This is a genomic window from Alkalihalobacillus sp. MEB130 (assembly GCF_032335535.1).
In the GTDB taxonomy this organism is placed as follows: Bacteria; Bacillota; Bacilli; order Bacillales; family Bacillaceae_D; genus Halalkalibacter.
The window spans coordinates 1-19,992 of record NZ_JAOANA010000033.1 but is presented as its reverse complement, the minus strand read 5'-3'; the positions used below and the strand labels follow the sequence as shown (position 1 = coordinate 19,992).

Annotated in this window: 23 protein-coding genes and 2 pseudogenes; 21 read left to right on the top strand and 4 right to left on the bottom strand. The window is 37.0% G+C overall.

What is annotated here, in order from left to right:
- Positions 1 to 132: 132 nt before the first annotated feature.
- The 3 genes from hflX (at position 133) to glnA (ending at position 4,249) form a co-directional block, all read left to right on the top strand.
- On the top strand, positions 133 to 1,425 hold the full coding sequence (hflX, locus tag N0O92_RS22000; RefSeq protein ID WP_315617003.1) for a GTPase HflX: 1,293 nt from the start codon (positions 133 to 135) through the stop codon (positions 1,423 to 1,425).
- 4 nt (positions 1,426 to 1,429) lie between these two features.
- On the top strand, positions 1,430 to 2,686 hold the full coding sequence (locus N0O92_RS21995) for a methionine gamma-lyase family protein (RefSeq protein ID WP_315617001.1): 1,257 nt from the start codon (positions 1,430 to 1,432) through the stop codon (positions 2,684 to 2,686).
- Between the two features lie 213 nt (positions 2,687 to 2,899).
- Positions 2,900 to 4,249 (top strand): type I glutamate--ammonia ligase, encoded by a 1,350-nt coding sequence (glnA, locus tag N0O92_RS21990; protein WP_315616999.1) that lies wholly within the window; start codon positions 2,900 to 2,902, stop codon positions 4,247 to 4,249.
- Positions 4,250 to 4,349: 100 nt separating this feature from the next.
- On the opposite strand, the gene N0O92_RS21985 is transcribed toward glnA, so the two are convergent.
- Positions 4,350 to 4,514 carry a sporulation protein YjcZ gene (locus N0O92_RS21985; RefSeq protein WP_315616997.1) on the bottom strand — a complete coding sequence of 55 codons (165 nt, stop codon included), beginning with the start codon at positions 4,512 to 4,514 and terminating at the stop codon, positions 4,350 to 4,352.
- A 201-nt stretch (positions 4,515 to 4,715) separates the two neighbouring features.
- On the opposite strand from N0O92_RS21985, the gene N0O92_RS21980 reads away from it, so the two are divergent.
- On the top strand, positions 4,716 to 4,937 hold the full coding sequence (locus N0O92_RS21980) for a phage holin (RefSeq protein WP_315616995.1): 222 nt from the start codon (positions 4,716 to 4,718) through the stop codon (positions 4,935 to 4,937).
- Between the two features lie 214 nt (positions 4,938 to 5,151).
- Positions 5,152 to 5,361, top strand: coding sequence for a hypothetical protein (locus N0O92_RS21975; RefSeq protein WP_315616993.1), 210 nt, complete (start codon positions 5,152 to 5,154; stop codon positions 5,359 to 5,361).
- Positions 5,362 to 5,412: 51 nt separating this feature from the next.
- Here the strand turns inward: N0O92_RS21975 and lexA are convergent, their stop codons facing one another.
- Positions 5,413 to 6,036, bottom strand: a complete 624-nt coding sequence (gene lexA, locus N0O92_RS21970; protein WP_315616991.1) for a transcriptional repressor LexA — start codon at positions 6,034 to 6,036, stop codon at positions 5,413 to 5,415.
- A 41-nt stretch (positions 6,037 to 6,077) separates the two neighbouring features.
- Here lexA and N0O92_RS21965 point away from each other — a divergent pair, with 41 nt between their 5' ends.
- The 8 genes from N0O92_RS21965 (at position 6,078) to N0O92_RS21930 (ending at position 14,205) form a co-directional block, all read left to right on the top strand.
- Entirely contained in the window at positions 6,078 to 6,395 is a 318-nt protein-coding gene (locus N0O92_RS21965) for a hypothetical protein (protein WP_315616989.1), read from the top strand.
- On the top strand, positions 6,388 to 7,056 hold the full coding sequence (locus N0O92_RS21960; RefSeq protein ID WP_483860631.1) for a YneB family resolvase-like protein: 669 nt from the start codon (positions 6,388 to 6,390) through the stop codon (positions 7,054 to 7,056). The genes N0O92_RS21965 and N0O92_RS21960 overlap by 8 nt, the downstream gene beginning before the upstream one ends.
- Positions 7,057 to 7,124: 68 nt before the next feature.
- Positions 7,125 to 7,364 (top strand): DUF896 domain-containing protein, encoded by a 240-nt coding sequence (locus tag N0O92_RS21955; RefSeq protein ID WP_315617030.1) that lies wholly within the window; start codon positions 7,125 to 7,127, stop codon positions 7,362 to 7,364.
- A 141-nt stretch (positions 7,365 to 7,505) separates the two neighbouring features.
- Complete coding sequence (gene tkt / locus N0O92_RS21950; protein WP_315616986.1) at positions 7,506 to 9,503, top strand: transketolase; 1,998 nt, start codon at positions 7,506 to 7,508, stop codon at positions 9,501 to 9,503.
- Between the two features lie 164 nt (positions 9,504 to 9,667).
- The gene (gene sirA / locus N0O92_RS21945) at positions 9,668 to 10,126 is read left to right on the top strand and encodes a sporulation inhibitor of replication protein SirA (protein ID WP_315616984.1); all 459 of its coding nucleotides are present in this window, start codon (positions 9,668 to 9,670) and stop codon (positions 10,124 to 10,126) included.
- Between the two features lie 124 nt (positions 10,127 to 10,250).
- Entirely contained in the window at positions 10,251 to 10,466 is a 216-nt protein-coding gene (locus N0O92_RS21940) for a YneF family protein (protein ID WP_250095513.1), read from the top strand.
- Positions 10,467 to 10,655: 189 nt separating this feature from the next.
- Positions 10,656 to 12,422, top strand: a complete 1,767-nt coding sequence (locus N0O92_RS21935) for an ABC transporter transmembrane domain-containing protein (RefSeq protein WP_315616981.1) — start codon at positions 10,656 to 10,658, stop codon at positions 12,420 to 12,422.
- Positions 12,412 to 14,205 carry an ABC transporter ATP-binding protein gene (locus tag N0O92_RS21930; RefSeq protein WP_315617029.1) on the top strand — a complete coding sequence of 598 codons (1,794 nt, stop codon included), beginning with the start codon at positions 12,412 to 12,414 and terminating at the stop codon, positions 14,203 to 14,205. Before N0O92_RS21935 ends, N0O92_RS21930 begins: the two co-directional genes overlap by 11 nt.
- A 47-nt stretch (positions 14,206 to 14,252) precedes the next feature.
- Here the strand turns inward: N0O92_RS21930 and N0O92_RS21925 are convergent, their stop codons facing one another.
- Positions 14,253 to 14,423 carry an aspartyl-phosphate phosphatase Spo0E family protein gene (locus N0O92_RS21925; protein WP_315616979.1) on the bottom strand — a complete coding sequence of 57 codons (171 nt, stop codon included), beginning with the start codon at positions 14,421 to 14,423 and terminating at the stop codon, positions 14,253 to 14,255.
- A 201-nt stretch (positions 14,424 to 14,624) separates the two neighbouring features.
- On the opposite strand from N0O92_RS21925, the gene N0O92_RS21920 reads away from it, so the two are divergent.
- Positions 14,625 to 15,128, top strand: coding sequence for a CcdC family protein (locus N0O92_RS21920; protein ID WP_315616977.1), 504 nt, complete (start codon positions 14,625 to 14,627; stop codon positions 15,126 to 15,128).
- A 47-nt stretch (positions 15,129 to 15,175) separates the two neighbouring features.
- Here the strand turns inward: N0O92_RS21920 and N0O92_RS21915 are convergent, their stop codons facing one another.
- Entirely contained in the window at positions 15,176 to 15,607 is a 432-nt protein-coding gene (locus tag N0O92_RS21915) for a DUF2621 domain-containing protein (protein WP_315616975.1), read from the bottom strand.
- Positions 15,608 to 15,728: 121 nt separating this feature from the next.
- Here N0O92_RS21915 and N0O92_RS21910 point away from each other — a divergent pair, with 121 nt between their 5' ends.
- The 7 genes and pseudogenes from N0O92_RS21910 to N0O92_RS21880 all read left to right on the top strand — a co-directional run.
- Positions 15,729 to 16,148, top strand: a complete 420-nt coding sequence (locus N0O92_RS21910; RefSeq protein WP_315616973.1) for a hypothetical protein — start codon at positions 15,729 to 15,731, stop codon at positions 16,146 to 16,148.
- A gap of 131 nt (positions 16,149 to 16,279) precedes the next feature.
- Entirely contained in the window at positions 16,280 to 17,401 is a 1,122-nt protein-coding gene (gene ald, locus N0O92_RS21905; RefSeq protein ID WP_315616971.1) for an alanine dehydrogenase, read from the top strand.
- 192 nt (positions 17,402 to 17,593) lie between these two features.
- On the top strand, positions 17,594 to 19,006 hold the full coding sequence (locus N0O92_RS21900) for a PAS domain S-box protein (RefSeq protein WP_315616969.1): 1,413 nt from the start codon (positions 17,594 to 17,596) through the stop codon (positions 19,004 to 19,006).
- Between the two features lie 14 nt (positions 19,007 to 19,020).
- Entirely contained in the window at positions 19,021 to 19,215 is a 195-nt protein-coding gene (locus tag N0O92_RS21895) for a hypothetical protein (RefSeq protein WP_315616967.1), read from the top strand.
- Positions 19,216 to 19,327: 112 nt separating this feature from the next.
- Positions 19,328 to 19,530 (top strand): annotated as a pseudogene (locus N0O92_RS21890) (DoxX family protein); the annotation flags it as partial.
- Complete coding sequence (locus N0O92_RS21885; protein ID WP_396334567.1) at positions 19,516 to 19,719, top strand: hypothetical protein; 204 nt, start codon at positions 19,516 to 19,518, stop codon at positions 19,717 to 19,719. The pseudogene N0O92_RS21890 and the gene N0O92_RS21885, both read left to right, overlap by 15 nt.
- 202 nt (positions 19,720 to 19,921) lie before the next feature.
- A pseudogene (locus tag N0O92_RS21880) lies at positions 19,922 to 19,992 on the top strand (IS200/IS605 family transposase); the annotation flags it as partial.

The following is a 19,992-nucleotide window of genomic DNA, read 5'->3' as shown; positions in this document are numbered from 1 at the left end:
AGCCAATCGACTTGTTTTCAGTTGATTGGCTTTCTTGTTTTCTATTTTTTTCTAGTTCATGGTATGATGCGTATGAACGAAATCGATGGATACCCTAAAAGCAAGTCCGAAAAAAAAAGGAAGTGGATATTCTTGCAAGAGATTAATCATAAAGAAACAGAAAATGTCGTACTAGTTGGGTGCAACTTTGAAACAGATCCTACTGCATTTGATCATTCGATGGACGAATTGAAGAGCTTGGTTGAAACGGCAAAAGGTACAGTTGTTGGAACGATTACTCAAAATCGTCAAAAACCAGAGCCATCTACCTATATAGGGAAAGGAAAAGTAGATGAGCTGCAATTTCTGATAGATGAAAAAGAGGTTGATACCATTGTGTTTAATGATGAACTTTCGCCTAGCCAAATACGAAACGTTCATACACGAACTAAGAAAACAGTCATTGATCGAACGCAGTTAATTCTAGATATATTTGCTTCTAGAGCTCGTTCCAGAGAAGGGAAACTTCAAGTGGAACTAGCACAGCTTTCCTATTTACTTCCACGCCTTGCAGGGCAAGGGTTAGCTCTTTCTAGACAGGGAGGGGGAATTGGATCAAAGGGACCTGGGGAAACACAGCTTGAAAGTGATCGTAGGCACATTCGTCGAAGAATGGATGAAATCAAACATCAACTTGAAGCTGTTGTGGGCCACCGTGAACGTTACCGTGAACGTCGAAAACAAAATGAAGCTTTCCAAGTGGCAATTGTTGGCTATACAAATGCAGGAAAATCAACGATATTAAATCGACTTGCTGAGGTAGATACATTAGAAGAAAACCAACTGTTTGCAACATTAGATCCAACTACTCGCCAGTTTAAGTTACCAAGTGGAATGAAGATTCTTCTATCTGATACAGTTGGGTTTATTCAAGATTTACCAACTACGTTAGTTGCTGCATTTCGCTCTACATTGGAAGAGCTTCAAGAAGCAGATCTTCTCTTACATGTAGTGGATAGTTCAAATCCTGACTATGAACAACATGAAAGAACGGTGAAAGAGTTGATTCAACAATTAGATGCAGAAAGTATTCCGCAACTTATTGTTTATAACAAAAGTGAATTGAAAGATGACAATTTCTTTCCGTCTCATGATGAAGACTCAATTGAGATTAGTGCATTAGATAAAGAAGATTTAACTAGTCTAAAGCATGCAATTGAAGAAAAAGTAATGGAACAAATGTCGGAATATCATGTTTTGCTTAAAGCGGACGAAGGAAGTCTTCTTTCAAAATGTCGTGAATTAACGTTAATTCAACAGCAAGATTGGAATGAAGAAACGGAACATTATGACCTAAAAGGTTATGTATTTCCAAATACGGCTTTAGGTCATGAACTTGCCATACGTTCCGTGATTGAACCAAAGAAAGTGAATATTGAGGAGTAATGAAATGCTAAGGTTAAAGCACCAAGAAATGTTAGAAACGTTAACAAATGAAGTAGAGCAACAAATTCGAGATCATCATCACGAAATAGAGGAGATCGCTCTTTATAATCAAGCAAAAGTCATGGGGGCTTTTCGCGATCATCATGTATCTGATTTTCACTTCACTCCGTCTACTGGATATGGATATGATGATGCCGGACGCGATACGTTGGAATCAATCTATGCACAAGTGTTTGGTGGAGAGGCGGCTCTAGTCCGCCCTCAAATCATTTCAGGTACACATGCTATTGCAACTGTACTGTTTGGCTTATTACGGCCTGGTGATGACCTTTTATACATAACAGGAAAACCATATGACACACTTGAAGAAATAGTTGGCATTCGTGGTACAGGGAATGGCTCTTTAAAAGAGTTTGATATTGGATATCATGCAATTCCATTATTAGAATCAGGGTGGATAGATGAAGAGACTATTCGCAAATCGATAACAGAGCAAACAAAAGTTATCGGAATACAACGCTCAAAAGGATATGGGGATCGCCCGTCCTATACAGTTGGTCAAATTCAAGAAATGATTCAGATTGTAAAATCCATTAAAGAGGATGTTATTGTTTTTGTTGATAATTGTTATGGAGAGTTTGTTGAGACAAGAGAGCCATGCGAAGTTGGGGCAGATATTATGGCTGGTTCCCTCATTAAAAATCCAGGTGGCGGTATTGTAAAAACAGGTGGATACCTTGTCGGGAAGAGAGAACTTGTGGAGTTAGCTTCTTACCGTTTAGCTGCACCTGGTATAGGTTCAGAAGGAGGAGCAAGTCTCTATAGTTTGCTTGAGATGTATCAAGGTTTCTTTTTAGCTCCCCATGTCGTATCACAAGCTTTAAAAGGGGCAATCTTTACGGCTGCCATGCTAGAAAAAGTAGGAATGAATACGACACCAAAATGGAGTGAGAGACGAACGGATTTAATTCAATCAGTTACCTTTTCTTCATCTGAGGAAATGATTACTTTTTGTCAAGCTATTCAAGCTGCTTCACCGGTAAATGCACACGTCTCACCGCAACCGAGTCCAATGCCAGGATACCAAGATCCGGTTATTATGGCAGCTGGTACATTTATACAAGGAGCCAGTATTGAATTAACAGCAGATGGACCGATAAGATCCCCTTACGTAGCATATGTTCAAGGAGGATTAACATACGAGCATGTAAAAATCGCCGTACTACAGGCAATAGATTCCATTATTCATTTGAAAAAGTAAAACAAGTTCTACGGTAGGTGAAATGGGTGTAAGCCTATATGACCATTCTGTTGACAGTACACAGTGCATCTAGTAACATTAAACTTGCGATAGATTCACTGTACATATGCATTTTAAGCACAAGCTAGAAGGATAAGGGAAGAAGAAACAAGGTTATTTTGGACTTGTTTTTCTATAAAACACATTAGTTTTTGAAAGGGGAGTACATAAAAGATGGCAAAGTTTACTAGAGAAGATGTTCTTAGAATTGCTAACGAAGAAAATGTTCGTTATATTCGTCTTCAATTTTCAGATTTACTAGGTACAATTAAGAATGTTGAAATCCCTGTTAACCAATTACCGAAAGCTTTAGATAACAAAATGATGTTTGATGGTTCTTCTATTGAAGGGTTTGTTCGAATTGAAGAATCAGATATGTATTTATATCCAGATTTAGATACATGGGTTATTTTCCCTTGGACTCCAGATAAAGGCCGAGTTGCACGTTTAATTTGTGATGTGTATTTACCAGGTAAACCAGGTGAGGAACCAACACCATTCGCTGGAGACCCACGTGGTATTCTAAAAAGAGTATTAAAAGATGCAGAAAAAATGGGCTTTACCGCGTTTAACATTGGACCTGAGCCGGAATTTTTCTTGTTTAAAAATGATGAAAACGGCGAGCCAACATTAGAGCTAAATGATAAAGGCGGCTATTTTGATTTAGCTCCAACCGATTTAGGGGAAAACTGCCGTCGTGATATCGTATTAGAGCTTGAAGATATGGGCTTTGATATTGAAGCATCACACCATGAAGTAGCACCAGGTCAACATGAGATCGACTTTAAATATGCCGATGCTGTTACAGCATGCGATAATATTCAAACTTTCAAACTTGTAGTAAAAACAATTGCACGTAAGCATGGCCTACATGCGACATTCATGCCAAAGCCGTTATTTGGGGTGAACGGATCAGGAATGCATTGTAATATGTCTTTATTCACAAAAGAAGGAAATGCTTTCTTTGATGAAGGGACAGAATCACAATTAAGTGAGACTGCAATGCAATTCTTAGCTGGAATTTTAGAACATGCAGAAGCATTTACAGCAATTACGAACCCAATCGTTAACTCATATAAGAGACTTGTACCTGGCTATGAAGCACCAGTTTACGTTGCTTGGTCTATGCGTAATCGTAGTCCATTAATTCGTATTCCTTCTTCAAGAGGAGTAAGTACTCGTGTCGAAGTACGTAGTCCAGACCCTGCTGCTAACCCGTATTTAGCGATGGCTGTTATGCTTGCTGCTGGATTAGATGGTGTGAAAAAGAGATTATCTCCACCACCTGCTACAGATCGTAATATTTACGTGATGAGCAAAGAAGAGCGTATCGAAGAAGGGATTAATGACCTTCCTTCAACGTTAAAAGAAGCGATTGATGCGCTAATTAAAGATGATGTTCTAGTAAAAGCTCTTGGTGAGCATGCAGTTGAGAACTTCGTTGAAGCAAAAGAAATTGAATGGGATATGTTCCGCACGCAAGTACATCCGTGGGAACGTGACCAATATATGCAAAACTATTAAGAGAAACAAAAACCCTCGACACTAATTGTGTGTCGAGGGTTTTACCTTATGTTGATTAAGAAAACTCTTCGTAAGAAACCTTCATACCTCTATTTTCCTCTTATAAAAAGAAGTAAGCTCCTACAATAATTAATAAAATAAACAATACAAGAATTAAGATCCAATCTAAATTCCATTTCTGATCATTTGGATAGTCACAAATCTGTCCACCATAACCATAGCCATAGCCATAGTCATAGTCAGTGTTCATACCATAATAGTACATGAAGAATCTCCTCTCTAATTGTATGATCGATGATGTATACGTTAGCCTATGCAGAAAAAAGAAAATTGACAAAAAAAACGATAAATACTTATTAAGACAAAAGACTTTCTTGTAATTTTTAAATGGTCATGACGAATGAATTTAGTACATAGACTAGCTCTAAATAAAGGAAGTAGTTTTTATTAGAAGAGGAGGGGTATGATGGATAAAGCATCAATTAGTCGCTTTACGATTTTAATTGTTGCGGTTATTAATACGGTTTTAAATTTACTAGGGTACCAAACAATATCTGAACAATTTGTCAATGATCTCATTGCTGTTATTTCAGGTGGATATTTTATTTGGGCTGGATGGAAAAATAATTATCTTAGTAAAAAAGGCTTGGAGCAAAAAGAAGTATTAAAAATGCACAAACTCGATTAAAGGAATACCCCTGCTTTAAGCAGGGGCAACATAGTTAAGATGTGTGTCGTGGAGTGATATTCTGAACTATGTTATACATAGAATGACCTATTTTCATTGTAGATATGAGTGTTACTTCGAAGAAAAATGATTCACTTCATATGTATTTAGAAAGTTCCATATTTTTATTGAATTCTAACAATGTATCACCAATAATGAAGAAGGGGGTGGTTATATGTCAAAGAAAACTGTGTTATTGATTATGTATGTGCTATCGTTTATGTTTTTCTTACGCAGTTTGTTTCGAATTCTTGTAAATGAAGGGACAGGCGGGTATGGAATGGTAATGTTAAGTGCCTTAGTTATGACGTTTGTACTTTTAACTTACTTAAAGGAAAGAAGAAAAGATAAAGAGAAAGAACAAATAGAGGTAGCATCTAAATAGAAAAAATTTTAAGAAGCTTGTCCATTATGTAACGGACAAGCTTCTTTGAATTTAATGGATTGTACGAAAAACGCCAATAACTTTTCCTAGTACAGTACACTCTTTTAAAAGTATAGGTGCCATTGTAGAGTTTTCTGGTTGCAATCGGATATAATCTTTTTCGCGGAAAAATCGTTTTACTGTTGCCTCATCCTCTTCAGTCATAGCAACAATTATATCTCCATTGTTCGCTGTTTGCTGTTGGCGAACAATAACCATATCCCCATCAAATATCCCTGCTTCAATCATACTATCTCCTTGAATGACAAGGACGTATGTGTTGTCACCCGTCACAAGATGTTCAGGAAGAGGTAAGTAATCTTCGATGTTTTCAATTGCCGTAATTGGTAATCCAGCTGTTACTTTACCAAGTACAGGCACATATGTAGTTTTTTTATCTGGGACATGTGTTGTTTCGTTATCAAGTTCTAAAACTTCTATAGCACGAGGTTTAGTAGGGTCTCTTCTAATATATCCTTTTTTTTCTAATCGGGAAAGGTGACCATGGACCGTAGAACTAGAAGCAAGACCTACAGCTTCTCCAATTTCTCTTACCGATGGTGGGTACCCTTTCTTCTTTACTTCAACCTTAATAAAATCTAGTATCTCAATTTGACGCTTTGATAGCTTTGACATATGAACACCCCCACTTACATTTCTATTGGATAAATTGTAACATGCGAACATATGTAATGCAAACAATTGTTCTAAAAACCATTGACACAAACGAACGTTCGTATTATCATTATGTACGAACAGATATTCTTATTGAGGTGAAAGAAATGATCAAGCGTTTTTCAGGGCAAGAGATTTTTATTATTTTAGCAGCTATTTTTGTATTGCTTTTTATGTATGCAACTATTATTCTATCAGCACCTTCGCATGAGTCGAAAGATAATCATAAATTAGATACATACGTTAGTTATGATATGAAAGAGATAAATGAATCAAATGTTGCTAGTTTGCCAACTATCGGAACAAAAAGTTATGACTAAAGCGATTATTTATTGTCGGGTAAGTACTAACAACGAGGAACAGCAATCCTCTCTAAAAAGGCAAGCGATGGAACTAGAGAAGTTAGCGTTAAAAAACAAATTGCAAATAATCGACATAATAGAGGAACGAGCGAGTGGATATGATATTGATCGAGACGGTATATTAAAAGCACTTGATTTCTTTCAAGCAAACGAGGCTACTATTCTATTAGTCCAAGATGATACAAGGTTAGGAAGAGGGCATGCAAAAATAGCTCTTCTCCATCAATTACGAAAACTTCACGTTCGAATATTTTCAATTCAAGATAGTGGAGAATTACAGTTATCAGAGGCAGATGAAATGGTATTGGAAATCGTCTCTATAGTCGAAGAGTTTCAACGTAAACTACATAATAGCAAAATAAGACGTGGAATGAAGGAAGCCGTAAAAAATGGTTATCGACCTCAAGATAATTTACGAACACATGTAGGTGGTGGCCGAGCAAAAAAAGAGGTACCGATAAATGAGATTGTTCGACTAAGAAAAATGGATTTAACATTTCATGATATAGCGGCAACTTTAAGAGGGTTTGGTTATGATATATCGAAAGCAACGGTTCATAGACGATATCAGCAATATAGAAAAGAGCAAAATTTAGAAAACAAAGGTAGCGAACTGTAATGTCTATCAGTTGAAAACCACTTTCTGTTCAGGTAAAGTTATAGATGGCAAAGAAAGAGGTGTTTAATATGCTTTCAAAAGAAAAACTAACTAGAATTAACGATTTGGCTAAACGAGCTAAAACAAGTGGACTTACAAAAGCAGAAGAGAAGGAGCAGCAAGTACTTCGAAAAGAATATCTTCAAACATTCCGTTCGTCTTTTAAAAACCACTTACACTCCGTTACGGTTGTAGATGAAAATGGGAATGACGTGACTCCAGATGCGTTAAAAGAAAGTAAAAAAAATAACAATAAACCTATTCATTAAAAAGTCTCTGAATTTACTTTTAGAGGCTTTTTTGAATAAAGAAAGATTTGTCTGAATGCTTGTGAAATTTAAGGAGAAAGTATAAGATGTAAAAAGAGAGAGAAAGAAATCAGTTATTGTTGAAGGGTAGGGATTGAAAGCATGACGAAACTAGTAGATCAGCTAGCGGTAAATACGATCCGCACATTATCAATCGATAGTATTGAAAAAGCAAACTCAGGACATCCTGGTATGCCTATGGGGGCAGCACCAATGGCGTATAGTTTGTGGACGAAATTTATGAATCATAATCCAAGTAATCCAGATTGGGCAAATAGAGACAGGTTCGTTTTATCAGCAGGCCATGGTTCTATGCTACTATATAGCTTATTGCATCTAACAGGATACGATTTATCTTTGGAAGACCTCCAACAATTCCGTCAATGGGGAAGTAAAACTCCTGGACATCCTGAATTTGGTCACACTCCAGGCGTTGAGGCGACAACTGGTCCTCTTGGACAAGGTGTTGCGATGGCAGTAGGGATGGCGATGGCTGAGCGTCATTTGGCGAGCACATATAATAAAGATGCATTTCCAATTGTTGACCATTATACATATTCCATTTGTGGGGATGGAGATTTAATGGAAGGTGTTTCCGCTGAAGCTGCTTCGCTAGCTGGACATCTTAAATTAGGTCGTTTGATTGTTCTTTATGATTCGAATGATATCTCTTTAGATGGAGATCTAGATATTTCATTCTCTGAGAATGTAGAAGATCGATACAAAGCTTATGGCTGGCAAGTTATTCGTGTTGAAAATGGAAATGATTTAGAAGAAATTAACCAAGCAATTGCTGACGCAAAGCAAGATGAGCGTCCTACTTTAATTGAAGTCAAAACAGTAATTGGCTATGGTTCACCAAATAAATCAGGTAAATCTGCTTCTCACGGTGCCCCGTTAGGTAAAGATGAAGTAGCATTAACAAAGTCGACTTATGAGTGGCTTCATGAAGAAGAATTCCATGTTCCTTCTGAGGTAAGTGAATTGTTTGCTGAAGTTAAATCAGCTGGTGCCAAGAAAGAAGAAGAATGGAATGAACTATTTGCTAGCTATAAAGAAGCCTATCCGGAATTAGCAGCTCAGTTCGAGCGTGCAAATAGCGGAGAACTACCTGAAGGATGGGACGCTGATGCTCCTATTTATGAAGCTGGTTCAAGTATCGCAACTCGTTCATCTTCAGGTGAAGCACTTAATGCATTTGCTACTAAAGTTCCAGAACTATTCGGGGGATCTGCAGACCTTGCAGGATCTAATAAAACGTACATGAAAGATTTAGGTGATTATTCACGCGATCACTATGAAGGACGTAATATTTGGTTTGGTGTACGTGAATTTGCAATGGGAGCGGCTGTAAATGGTATGGCTCTTCATGGAGGAGTGAAAGTCTTCGGGGCAACATTCTTTGTATTTTCTGACTACTTACGTCCAGCTATTCGTTTAGCAGCATTGATGAAGCTACCAGTAATTTATGTATTCACACACGACAGTATTGCAGTTGGAGAAGATGGTCCAACTCATGAACCTGTTGAGCAGTTACCGGCTCTTCGTGCAATGCCAGGACTATCTGTTATTCGTCCAGGAGACAGCAATGAAACAGTTGCAGCATGGAAAGTCGCTCTTGAAAGCAAGGATACTCCTACTGCTTTAGTATTAACACGTCAAAATTTAAAAACGTTAGATCATACGGCTGAACTTGCGTATGAAGGAGTGAAAAAAGGAGCATACATCGTGTCAAAATCTAGTGGAACAACAGATGTTCTTTTACTAGCTACTGGTTCTGAAGTTCCTTTAGCTGTAGAAGCTCAAGCTGTACTAGAAAAAGACGGCATTCATGCAGATGTAGTAAGTATGCCAAGTTGGGATCGATTTGAGGCGCAGCCACAATCATACAAGGACGAAGTCATTTCACCTAATGTAAAAGTTCGTCTTGGTTTGGAAATGGCTGCTCCGTTAGGTTGGTCAAAATACGTGGGTGATCACGGCGACGTTTTAGCTATTGATCAATTTGGAGCTTCTGCACCAGCTGAAAAAATTCTAGCTGAATATGGTTTTACTGTGGAGAATGTAGTTGCAAAAGTTAAAGTTTTACTAAACAAATAAGAGAAAAGAATAAAGTGAGAGCTCTAGTTGTAAGTACATGCTAGAGCTCTTTTTGTGGTTCATTTTGTTATTCGACAAAAATAGTGTGTATCTGCTCCGTTTTAAGACAATCATTTCACTAGACATCTCGTATACTAGAGAAAATAAAATGCGAGAGGGTGTCCATGATGAGACATTATGAATTGTATATTTTTGAAGAAGATGTTGCTCGTCAATATTACGGACAAGAATCAAAGTTATTTTATCTTTTTCTTGAACACGAAAAAGCTAGAGGATCCCAAAAGGAAATCTTACGAAAACAAATCGAATATATAACGAAACCGATTCCTGCTTTGTTTTTGCAACAAAAGTTGAAACAGGACCTCATGAAAGAGGAAGGCTATCGAAAAAAGAAAAATACTCATATGATTGAAATACAAGATCGTGATTCAAAAGCTGAGCTCGTTATTGGAGCAGATGCACTTTATATTACGGCTGATGGTTCATTCGATGTGGAAACCATCTTTTTTGAGATACTTCGAAAGTGTGAACCGACTTTTTTTGCCTTTACAATTGAGGAACATAGATATGGCTGGTTAAAGCCGATAAAACAAGAAGATTTGCTAAGGACGACACAAGTATAAATGCAAGACATATGGATATTTTTCTGAAGTGCTTTTAAATCTCTTGTCAGTAAGATATAATAGATAAGGTTGATTCGGGTTTTTCCGAACAGGTTTAGATAGCACGAAGGAGGACGTTGGACTTATGTGGATTCATATTTTAGGGTATACCCTGGCTGTTGCAGCTGGTATTGCAATTGGCTTCTTTATAGCACGTAAGACGATGATGTCTTATTTGAAAAAGAACCCACCATTTAATGAGCAAATGCTCCGTGTCATGATGATGCAAATGGGACAAAATCCATCGCAAAAGAAAATCAATCAAATGATGAAGGCGATGCAGAAACAGCAATCTAAATAACTGAAATGGACAAGCACCTCAATTTTGAGGTGTTTTTCTACTTGTATTAACTGCTTTATTTTTCATTACTACGAAGTGGAAGGACTTATGGTAAGATAATATTATCTTTCAAATATTGGAAGATTGCTTTTTGCATTGAATGAGATAAAAGGGTCAAAGCAGAGCCTTAGGAGAGGTGTCGGTTATAACGTGAAAGTGTTTAAAGATTTATGGTGGTTCTTTAAAAAAGAGAAAATATCTTATGGGTTAGGGATAGTAGTATTAGCACTTGTGTCTCTACTCACATTAACACCTCCGCTAATCGTTGGAATTATGGTAGATCACATTGTAGAAGCTACATTAACAACCAATATTTTACTTATGTGGATCGGGGTTCTTTTAGTAGTAGGATTCCTTACGTACGGGTTACGGTTTGTTTGGAGAATTCTTATCTTCGGTGCATCCATTAGACTTGCTAGATTGCTTCGCAATCGCTTGTATGAGCATTTTACGAATATGTCCCATCGTTTCTATCAGCGACACCGAACAGGTGATTTAATGGCCCATGCGACAAACGATATTCGGGCAGTTCAGATGACGGCAGGGCAAGGAGTTTTAACTTTAGTTGATTCCCTCACCATGGGTGGATTCGTTATTATTACTATGGCGGCTACGATTAGTTGGCAACTAACATTAATTTGTTTAATTCCGATGCCGTTTATGGCGTATTTAACTAGTTATTATGGCACGCTTTTACATAAGCGCTTCCACTTAGCTCAATCTGCTTTTTCTGAATTGAATGATAATGTTCAGGAAAGTGTAACAGGTGTTAGGGTTGCTAAAACATTTGGTCAGGAAGAAGATGAAATTAAGCGTTTTAAAGATAAATCAAAGGACGTTGTAGAGAAAAATGTAGCGGTTGCTAAAATTGATGCATTGTTTGATCCAACAATCTCCCTTATTGTTGGGATTTCTTATTTTTTAGCTGTTGTTTTTGGCGCACGTTTTGTTATAGCTGATCAATTGACAATCGGCCAATTAACCAGTTTTACCTTGTATTTAGGTTTATTAATTTGGCCTATGCTTGCATTTGGATGGTTGTTTAATATTGTGGAACGAGGACGGGCTTCTTATGATCGTATTACATCTCTATTGTCGGAAAAGCAAGACATTACAGATGATAAAGCAAAAACGGAAAAGAAAGCTGCAGGAGACATTCATGTTTCCATTCATTCATTTTCATATCCTGGAAGCGATGAATGTGCACTTGAGAATATTCAATTTACGTTAGAAGCAGGCAAGACATTAGGAATAGTAGGGAGAACAGGAAGTGGTAAGTCAACGCTCATTCGACTTTTACAAAGAGAGTATAATTTGGAACAAGGTAGTATGATCACCATTGGTGGAAATAAGATTGAGGAATTTAGGTTGGATGATTTAAAAGCAACCTTTGGTAACGTACCTCAAGACCACTTTTTGTTTTCAGCCACAATTGCTGATAATGTTGCCTTTGCTAAACCGAATGCAACGTTAACGGAAATTATGAATAGCTGTAAACTTGCAAGTATTCATGATGACATCATTGGGTTTAAAGACGGGTATGAAACAATTGTTGGAGAACGAGGTGTCACATTGTCTGGTGGACAAAAACAACGAGTTTCAATAGCGCGGGCGATTTTGCCAAAACCGAACATCCTCATTCTTGATGATTCGTTATCAGCAGTAGATGCTAAAACAGAGGAACAGATCCTTGAATCACTTAGGCAAAATCGAGCAGGAAAGACTACTATTATAACAGCGCATCGCCTTAGTGCTATTAAACATGCTAACCTTATCTTAGTTTTAGAACAAGGGCGTATAATTCAAAGTGGTAACCATTCGGTGTTAATGAAAGAAGATGGATGGTACCGCCGAATGTATGAGCAACAGCAGTTAGAGGAGTTAGTAGAAAAGGGGGGACAGCATGATGCAACATAAAGATCAATTATTAACAAGTGAAGAGCAAAGGGCAATTTTATGGCGTTTGCTTCGTTATGCCAAAAAACATACGAAATCACTAAGCGTTGCTTTTACGTTGCTACTGCTAGCGACCACTGCTGAGCTTCTCGGTCCGATCCTTATTAAAATTTTTATAGATGATTATTTGACACCACGTGAATTTCCATTTGAACCATTGTTGTGGTTAGCTTTGATTTATATTTTTCTGCATCTTTCGTCTGTTTTTATTAACTATTTTCAGGCTTTTATGTTTCAAAAGATATCTCTGAAAATTGTGCAGCAACTTCGTGTTGATGTCTTTTCCAATGTGGAGAGGCAAGGCCTTGCGTTTTTTGATCGAACGCCAGCTGGGGGACTTATTTCTCGAATTACGAATGATACTGAATCCATTAAAGAATTTTATTTGACTGTGTTAGCAAATTTTGTACAAAATATCATGTTTTTAATTGGGATTTTTATAGCCATGTTTTATTTGAATCCAACACTTGGCTTCTTTTGCCTTGTCTTATTGCCAATTATTTTCGGACTCATGCAATGGTATCGCAAAATCAGCTCGAAATTTTATGCTGATATGAGTGAAAAGCTTAGTCAATTAAACGCTAAGATGAATGAAACGATTCAGGGAATGGCGATTGTTCAAATGTTTCGTCAAGAAAAACGTCTCCGTAAAGAGTTTAGTGATATAAATGAAGAACATCTTCAAGCTGGAATGAAGAGTATGAAATTAGATGGACTATTACTTAGACCAATGGTTGATTTGATTTCGATTTTGGCTCTTATTTTAATTCTAAGTTATTTTGGTATTACATCACTTACAAGCTCTGTTGAAATAGGGGTCTTGTATGCATTTGTGAACTATTTAGATCGATTCTTTGAACCTGTTAACCAAATGATGATGCGTTTATCTCTTTTTCAGCAAGCTATTGTGTCTGCTGGCCGTGTATTTAAGTTAATGGACCATACTGAATATGCACCTTCAAAAGAAGGCCAAGATTCACCTGAAATTGAACATGGAACCATTGAATTTAACAACGTTTCATTTTCATATGATGGAGAGACTGATGTTTTAAAGAATATCTCCTTCACAGTGAAAAAAGGAGAGACTGTAGCACTTGTTGGTCACACTGGTAGTGGAAAAAGTTCCATTATTAATGTGTTGATGCGCTTTTACAAGGTGGAGCGAGGGGATATTAAGATAGATGGTCAATCGATCCGGAATTTTAATAATGTTGAACTAAGAGACAATGTAGGTCTCGTTCTTCAAGATCCATTCCTGTATACCGGAACTATTTCAAGTAACATACGGTTATACCGAAAAGACCTTACACACGAAAAAATAAAAGAAGCAGCTGAATTTGTGCGAGCGAATGAGTTTATTGAAAAATTGCCAAAATCGTATGACGCACCAGTGACGGAAAGAGGGTCAACCTTATCAAGTGGTCAAAGACAACTTCTCTCATTCGCACGGACGATTGCGACAAATCCAAAAATCCTTATTCTTGATGAGGCTACTGCTAATGTGGATACGGAGACAGAAGAAGCGATTCAAGAAGCTTTAAAAAGGATGCAAAAGGGTAGGACTACCATTGCAATTGCACATAGATTATCAACAATTAAAGATGCAGATCAAATTATTGTCCTTCATAAGGGAGAGATTATCGAACGGGGTAACCACGCCGAGCTTCTAGAACAAAAAGGTCTCTATCATAAGATGTACCTATTGCAAAAAGGAACAGCAGAATTAGAACCGACTAATCAATAGAAATAAGTGTGAGCCTTTCGTTCAATGATTCAAAAAAGAACCAGCTTCTATTTAGGAAGTTGGTTCTCTTTATTATTAGCAATCTCGTAATGGTTTAATAGAGTATCTAATTCTTGACTAACAGTTAAGACGGCATGCGACGAAAGTCCTTTAATAAGGGCAAGTTCTATTAATTCAATTCTCTTTTTTTCAATCAAATTCCGTAATCCTTCGCTCATAGAGATTCCCTTCTTCTCTAAATCTTGTAATAATTATACAAATTAACTAGTAAACTTACAACCTTTTCATGTAAGAGCAATGAAAAATAGGAATAATATCACAGATACTTTAGAGTTGCGATGAAATGAATTGAAACAAGCTGTAGTTTCATGTATCTTTAATGAATAATGATATCACCATGTTAGAAAGGGGTGAGCGGCTTGGACGATATCTATATTTGGGTCACGACAGTTGGAGCAATAGTGATGGCAATGTTAGCTATTATTATAAGGCTAAAAGCAATTAAGCGACCTGTATCTACTAAGAAAATTATATTACCGCCTATCTTCATGTCCACTGGATTTTTAATGTTTTTATATGAACCTGCAAGACCGGCAATCTTACAAGTCATTGAAGCTGTTGGCGTTGGTGTGATTTTTTCGTTACTTTTAATTAAAACATCAAAATTTGAAGTAAGGGATCATCAGATATTTATGAAACGATCAAAAGCTTTTGCGTTCATATTAATTGGTCTGCTGCTTGCTCGGATTATTTTTAAGTTATTAATTGGAGATGCGATACATGTAGAGGAGCTAGCAGGTATGTTTTTTCTTTTAGCTTATGGGATGATTATACCTTGGAGAGTTTCTATGTATATGAAATATCGTAACTTAAAAAAAGGTCTCGACAAAGAAGTAAAAAGTGTCATGCAAGTGGAAACTTAATAAAAAACAAGAGCGACTTACTTACTAAAAGTAGGCCGCTCTTATTTTTATGAAGATTCAAGAAGTTCTTTATACGGTTCCATATCAATATTTTTCTCTCGTAATTTCTTTATTAAAAATTTATGATCCCGTTTTGGGGTAGCTAAAATATAACCCTTTATGATGTAATCTTGCGATAAATAGTCTACACGATCTTGAAGAGCAAGTTCGCTAATTTTTCCTGCTATTTTCCCTTTTGCTACATCTCTAAATAATTCGGGAACAGGTTCAACTAAATCATTTAATAAAGCTTTTTGTTCATCGTTCCAAAGATGTAACGTTTTTTCTATATAGTAATCTTGCCAGTCTAAAATAGATTTTCCATCTTCTTTCGGCAATCTTTTAAGAAATTTTCGGAACATGAAATACCCACCAATGAACATGACTGTAATTAGAAAGATTGTCCATAAGACAATGAACCACATAAACCAAGTAGGCATCGTTTTTCACCTCAACTTTTCATCATACCTATCCTACCATAAAAAAGGTTTACCTGCGAATACAATGAATGATTCCAAATTTAGAAAACGTTTGGTAAGATTAATAACCGAGGTGAGTTAGATGATGTATTTAATTAGTTATGCGTTTCATATGCTTGTGTCTGTTTTGTTTTTCGTTCTTATTCCTTTTCCTTTTTTGATTAAAGGAAGTCTATTGGACGAGCCGGGAAGGTTTGCTCTTTTGTTGAAAATATACAAACGAATTATTTGGCTTGCCCACGGTGGTGTCATCGTTGCTGTTGTTTCTGGTTTTCTTATGACGACGCAATGGTTCACCGTTTGGTTTCTTATTGTATTTATCCTATGGCTTGTTCTAAGTGCGATGCTTGGAATGACAGCAAAAGCTGTTCGCATCGTTAGGGAGAAACTAGAATCCGATAAGGATGCTGCGGATGATATAAGTAAATTACGGTTATATAGCTTTTTACTAATGATTTCAATCCTTTCGATGTTTATGATGAAATTTGTTCTATATATGTAATGGTAAATATATGGGAATGATTTTGTAGATAGTAACAAAAGTGGTGTGAGACGTTTTGTAATGTAAACAATGTCATTATGTAAAAAAATGTCTATACTAACAGTAATAAAGACATCAGAGGAGGAAAGGCAATGTTAATCGGAGTCCCAAAAGAAATTAAAAACAATGAAAATCGTGTTGCTATGACACCAGCAAGTGTCATGACACTTGTTCAAGCTGGACACCAAGTTATTATTGAAAAAAGTGCAGGGCTTGGAAGTGGATTTGAGGACGAGGCTTATGTTCAAGCTGGTGCTGAATTGGAGGCAGACCCAGTAGCGATTTGGAAAAAAGTGGATATGATTATGAAAGTGAAGGAACCTTTGCCTTCAGAATATACTTATTTTCGAAAAGGTTTGATTTTATTTACTTATTTACATTTAGCAGCTGAACCAGGACTTGCCAAAGCACTTGTTGAAAAGGAAGTAACAGCGATTGCATATGAAACGGTACAAGTGGGAAGAACGTTGCCGCTTCTTACTCCCATGAGTGAAGTAGCTGGTCGTATGGCTGCGCAAATTGGGGCACAATTCCTTGAAAAACCAAAAGGCGGTAAGGGAATTCTCTTATCAGGTGTACCTGGTGTGAAACGTGGCAAAGTAACGATCATTGGTGGTGGCGTTGTAGGGACAAATGCGGCAAAGGTGGCTATGGGCTTAGGTGCTGATGTTACGATAATGGATTTAAGTCCTGATCGCTTACGGCAGTTAGATGATTTATATGGTACGGATATTCAAACTCTTATGTCTAACCCACTTACTATTGCTGAAGCTGTTGCTGATTCTGACTTAGTCATTGGTGCTGTCCTTATTCCTGGGGCTAAAGCTCCTAAATTAGTTACGGAAGATATGATTCGATCGATGAAACCTGGTTCTGTCGTTGTTGATGTGGCAATTGATCAGGGAGGAATTATTGAGACGGTCGACCGGATTACGACACATGATGAACCAACATATACAAAGCATGATGTTGTTCATTATGCAGTAGCTAATATGCCTGGTGCTGTTCCAAGAACATCTACAATTGCTTTAACGAATGTAACGATTCCATATGCCCTTCAAATTGCGAATAAAGGTGTATATCAAGCACTGACAGAAAACCATGCACTTGAATTAGGGTTAAATGCAGCGGCAGGAGCAATTACTTATGCTGCAGTCGCGACTGATTTAGGACTTGATTATTTGTCGGCTAAACAAGCGTTAGATAAATTATAAATAGTAAAAAGCGAGGTTGTTCCAGAGGTCGGATTCCTAAAAGCAGGAAGATCTATGGTGATGACCTCGTTTTTTGTCAAAAAATAAAGTTTTCTTTTGGTTCCGTTCATGCCTGTGCTAAAATAATGGTAATAATACACTATTTTGTAAAAGCGTATTCATGCTACTAATTATTATTGGTGGGGTTAAATAATGAACATATCAGAACAGGAATTTGAAGTTTTAGAGCGAGTTACAGATCCAATTTATGCACTAGATCACAATTGGAATCTTACGTATTTTAACAAAGAAGCAGCGAGAGTTCTTCAGAAAAATAGAGAAGATATCATTGGCCAAAATGTGTGGGCTGTTTTTCCTGAAACCGTCACCTTGTCATTATATGAGTACTATCATAAAGCCTTAGAGCAACAAAAGGCCGTATCGTTTGAGATGTATTATCCTCCTTTAAAGCTTTGGTTTAACATTAAAGCATACCCCTCGTTAAAAGGTCTATCTGTGTTTTTTAATGATATAACGAAACAAAAACAATCTGTGTTAAACCGTGAGCAACATTATCAATCCCTGTTTGAAAACAATCCAGATGCTGTGTATTCTCTTGATTTAGATGGAAACTTTTTACGAGTGAACCCTGCAATGGAGCAATTAGTTGGTTACAATGAACAGGAGCTTTGTAAAATTTCATATATCCCCATCTTAGTAGAAGAGGAGTTGGAACGAACGAATAGCCACTTTATGGAAGCTGTGAGGGGGAAGACTCAGAATTATGAAACAAGAATTCATCATAAGGCTGGTCATTTAATTGACTTAAAGGTAACCAATATCCCTATCATAATTGGAAAAGAAATTGTTGGGGTTTACGGTATTGCCAAAGATATTTCTAACCAAAAAAAAACGGAGAAGCTGTTATATGAATCAGAAAAACTAACAGCAGTTGGTCAGCTTGCTGCTTCTATTGCTCATGAGATAAGAAATCCACTTACATCTATTAAGGGTTTCTTGCAACTTATCAAATCAACTGTTAAGGAAGTACGTAGCGATTATCTAGATATCATGTCTGACGAAATTACGAGGATTGAGATGATTACTAGTGAGCTACTCGTCCTAGCCAAGCCACAAGCACTTGATTTTGAATATGAACGTTTAGATAAAATTATTGAAGATGTTGTTATGCTTCTTAGCTCCCAAGCATTAATTAATAATGTTGAAGTGATTACGAATATAGACGAGTTACCAGTAGTTAAATGTATAGGTAGTCAGTTAAAACAAGTTTTTATTAATTTAATAAAGAATTCAATAGAAGCTATGTCAACAGGGGGAGAAGTGACGATTACCGCAAAAAGGTATAATTCAACAGAAATCGTTATACAAGTCGTGGATCAAGGGAGTGGAATACCTGAAGAATTTCTATCAAAAATTGGTACTCCTTTTTATACGACGAAAGAAAAAGGAACGGGCCTTGGTTTAATGACAGCTTTAAAAATTATTGATTCTCATAGTGGAAAGGTTAATATTTCAAGCATACAGAATAAAGGAACAACAGTTGATATTCACTTACCGATTGACGGCAAATCCCAAGCGACGAAGAGTGATACAATGATTGGATAGGGAGGTGGATTAAGATGGATCAATCAGATGTGTTAACGATTTTAAATCAATTGCGTAAACAAGAAATAAACCAGTACCGAGTATCCAAAGAGGATTTTCATGTATTCCGTACCACTTTATTAGTGCAAGAGGATTCCATCGATTTTCGAGGGAATGCTCAGCACGGTGGGGAAACCATATATACGTATGAACCAGGTTGGACCAAATAAACAAAGTGATATTAATAAATGCCTGTACATAAAGTGAAGTAACGACGCATGATAAAGTACCTGTTTAGATAATGGGTGCTTTTTTTTTGCAAAGAAACAAGGAGGGGATAAGATGCTTTTGAAATATGAAATGGGTGCCCTGCTTCTAAGAGTCGTCTTAGGGGCAACGTTTTTCCTACATGGGCTAGCTAAATTCCGAGGGGGCTTAGAAAATACTGCTTTATTTTTTGAGAGTTTAGGTTTACCTGGTTTTCTGGGCACGTGGTTGCTTGGGTTGAGCTAGTTGGGGGAGTTGCTTTATTGGTTGGTTTAGCAACACGTTTTGTAGCGTTACTTTTTGCCATCATAATGATTATTGCTATTATTGTAGTGAAAGGGACCTTAGGATACATTAATGGATTTGAATTTGATTTCGTACTCTTAGTTATTTGTATTTCTCTAATGATAACAGGTAGCAATCTTTTCTCAATTGATTCGGCAGTAGAAAAAAGTAATGTTAATTAGTTAGAGGTCAGGGGGATGTGTGTCAGAGAACATATAGTTCTCTGACACATCTTGTTAATGGTTTAGAAAACCCCTGGCTATGCCGGGGGTTCAAAAGAGCTTATAGCGTGGTAGTAAAAAAAAACCTCACTTCATGATAGGATAAAGTTGGTTTCCCGACCACTTCATCTCACCATCGAAGGAGGTATGCCCTGTGAAGGACATGAATAGTTTAGCACATACAACATGGAATTGTAAGTATCACATAGTATTTGCGCCAAAGTACAGAAGACA

Coding starts and splice junctions, on each gene's coding strand:
- N0O92_RS21925 (WP_315616979.1), bottom strand. CDS start 14,423: ATGAGCGAAGGATTACGGAATTTGATTGAAAAAAAGAGAATTGAATTA.
- lexA (WP_315616991.1), bottom strand. CDS start 6,036: ATGTCAAAGCTATCAAAGCGTCAAATTGAGATACTAGATTTTATTAAG.
- N0O92_RS21955 (WP_315617030.1), top strand. CDS start 7,125: ATGCTTTCAAAAGAAAAACTAACTAGAATTAACGATTTGGCTAAACGA.
- glnA (WP_315616999.1), top strand. CDS start 2,900: ATGGCAAAGTTTACTAGAGAAGATGTTCTTAGAATTGCTAACGAAGAA.
- N0O92_RS21975 (WP_315616993.1), top strand. CDS start 5,152: ATGTCAAAGAAAACTGTGTTATTGATTATGTATGTGCTATCGTTTATG.
- N0O92_RS21965 (WP_315616989.1), top strand. CDS start 6,078: ATGCGAACATATGTAATGCAAACAATTGTTCTAAAAACCATTGACACA.
- N0O92_RS21895 (WP_315616967.1), top strand. CDS start 19,021: ATGGATCAATCAGATGTGTTAACGATTTTAAATCAATTGCGTAAACAA.
- N0O92_RS21980 (WP_315616995.1), top strand. CDS start 4,716: ATGGATAAAGCATCAATTAGTCGCTTTACGATTTTAATTGTTGCGGTT.
- N0O92_RS21960 (WP_483860631.1), top strand. CDS start 6,388: ATGACTAAAGCGATTATTTATTGTCGGGTAAGTACTAACAACGAGGAA.
- sirA (WP_315616984.1), top strand. CDS start 9,668: ATGATGAGACATTATGAATTGTATATTTTTGAAGAAGATGTTGCTCGT.
- N0O92_RS21915 (WP_315616975.1), bottom strand. CDS start 15,607: ATGCCTACTTGGTTTATGTGGTTCATTGTCTTATGGACAATCTTTCTA.
- tkt (WP_315616986.1), top strand. CDS start 7,506: ATGACGAAACTAGTAGATCAGCTAGCGGTAAATACGATCCGCACATTA.
- N0O92_RS21930 (WP_315617029.1), top strand. CDS start 12,412: ATGCAACATAAAGATCAATTATTAACAAGTGAAGAGCAAAGGGCAATT.
- N0O92_RS21985 (WP_315616997.1), bottom strand. CDS start 4,514: ATGTACTATTATGGTATGAACACTGACTATGACTATGGCTATGGCTAT.
- N0O92_RS21910 (WP_315616973.1), top strand. CDS start 15,729: ATGATGTATTTAATTAGTTATGCGTTTCATATGCTTGTGTCTGTTTTG.
- N0O92_RS21940 (WP_250095513.1), top strand. CDS start 10,251: ATGTGGATTCATATTTTAGGGTATACCCTGGCTGTTGCAGCTGGTATT.
- N0O92_RS21900 (WP_315616969.1), top strand. CDS start 17,594: ATGAACATATCAGAACAGGAATTTGAAGTTTTAGAGCGAGTTACAGAT.
- ald (WP_315616971.1), top strand. CDS start 16,280: ATGTTAATCGGAGTCCCAAAAGAAATTAAAAACAATGAAAATCGTGTT.
- N0O92_RS21995 (WP_315617001.1), top strand. CDS start 1,430: ATGCTAAGGTTAAAGCACCAAGAAATGTTAGAAACGTTAACAAATGAA.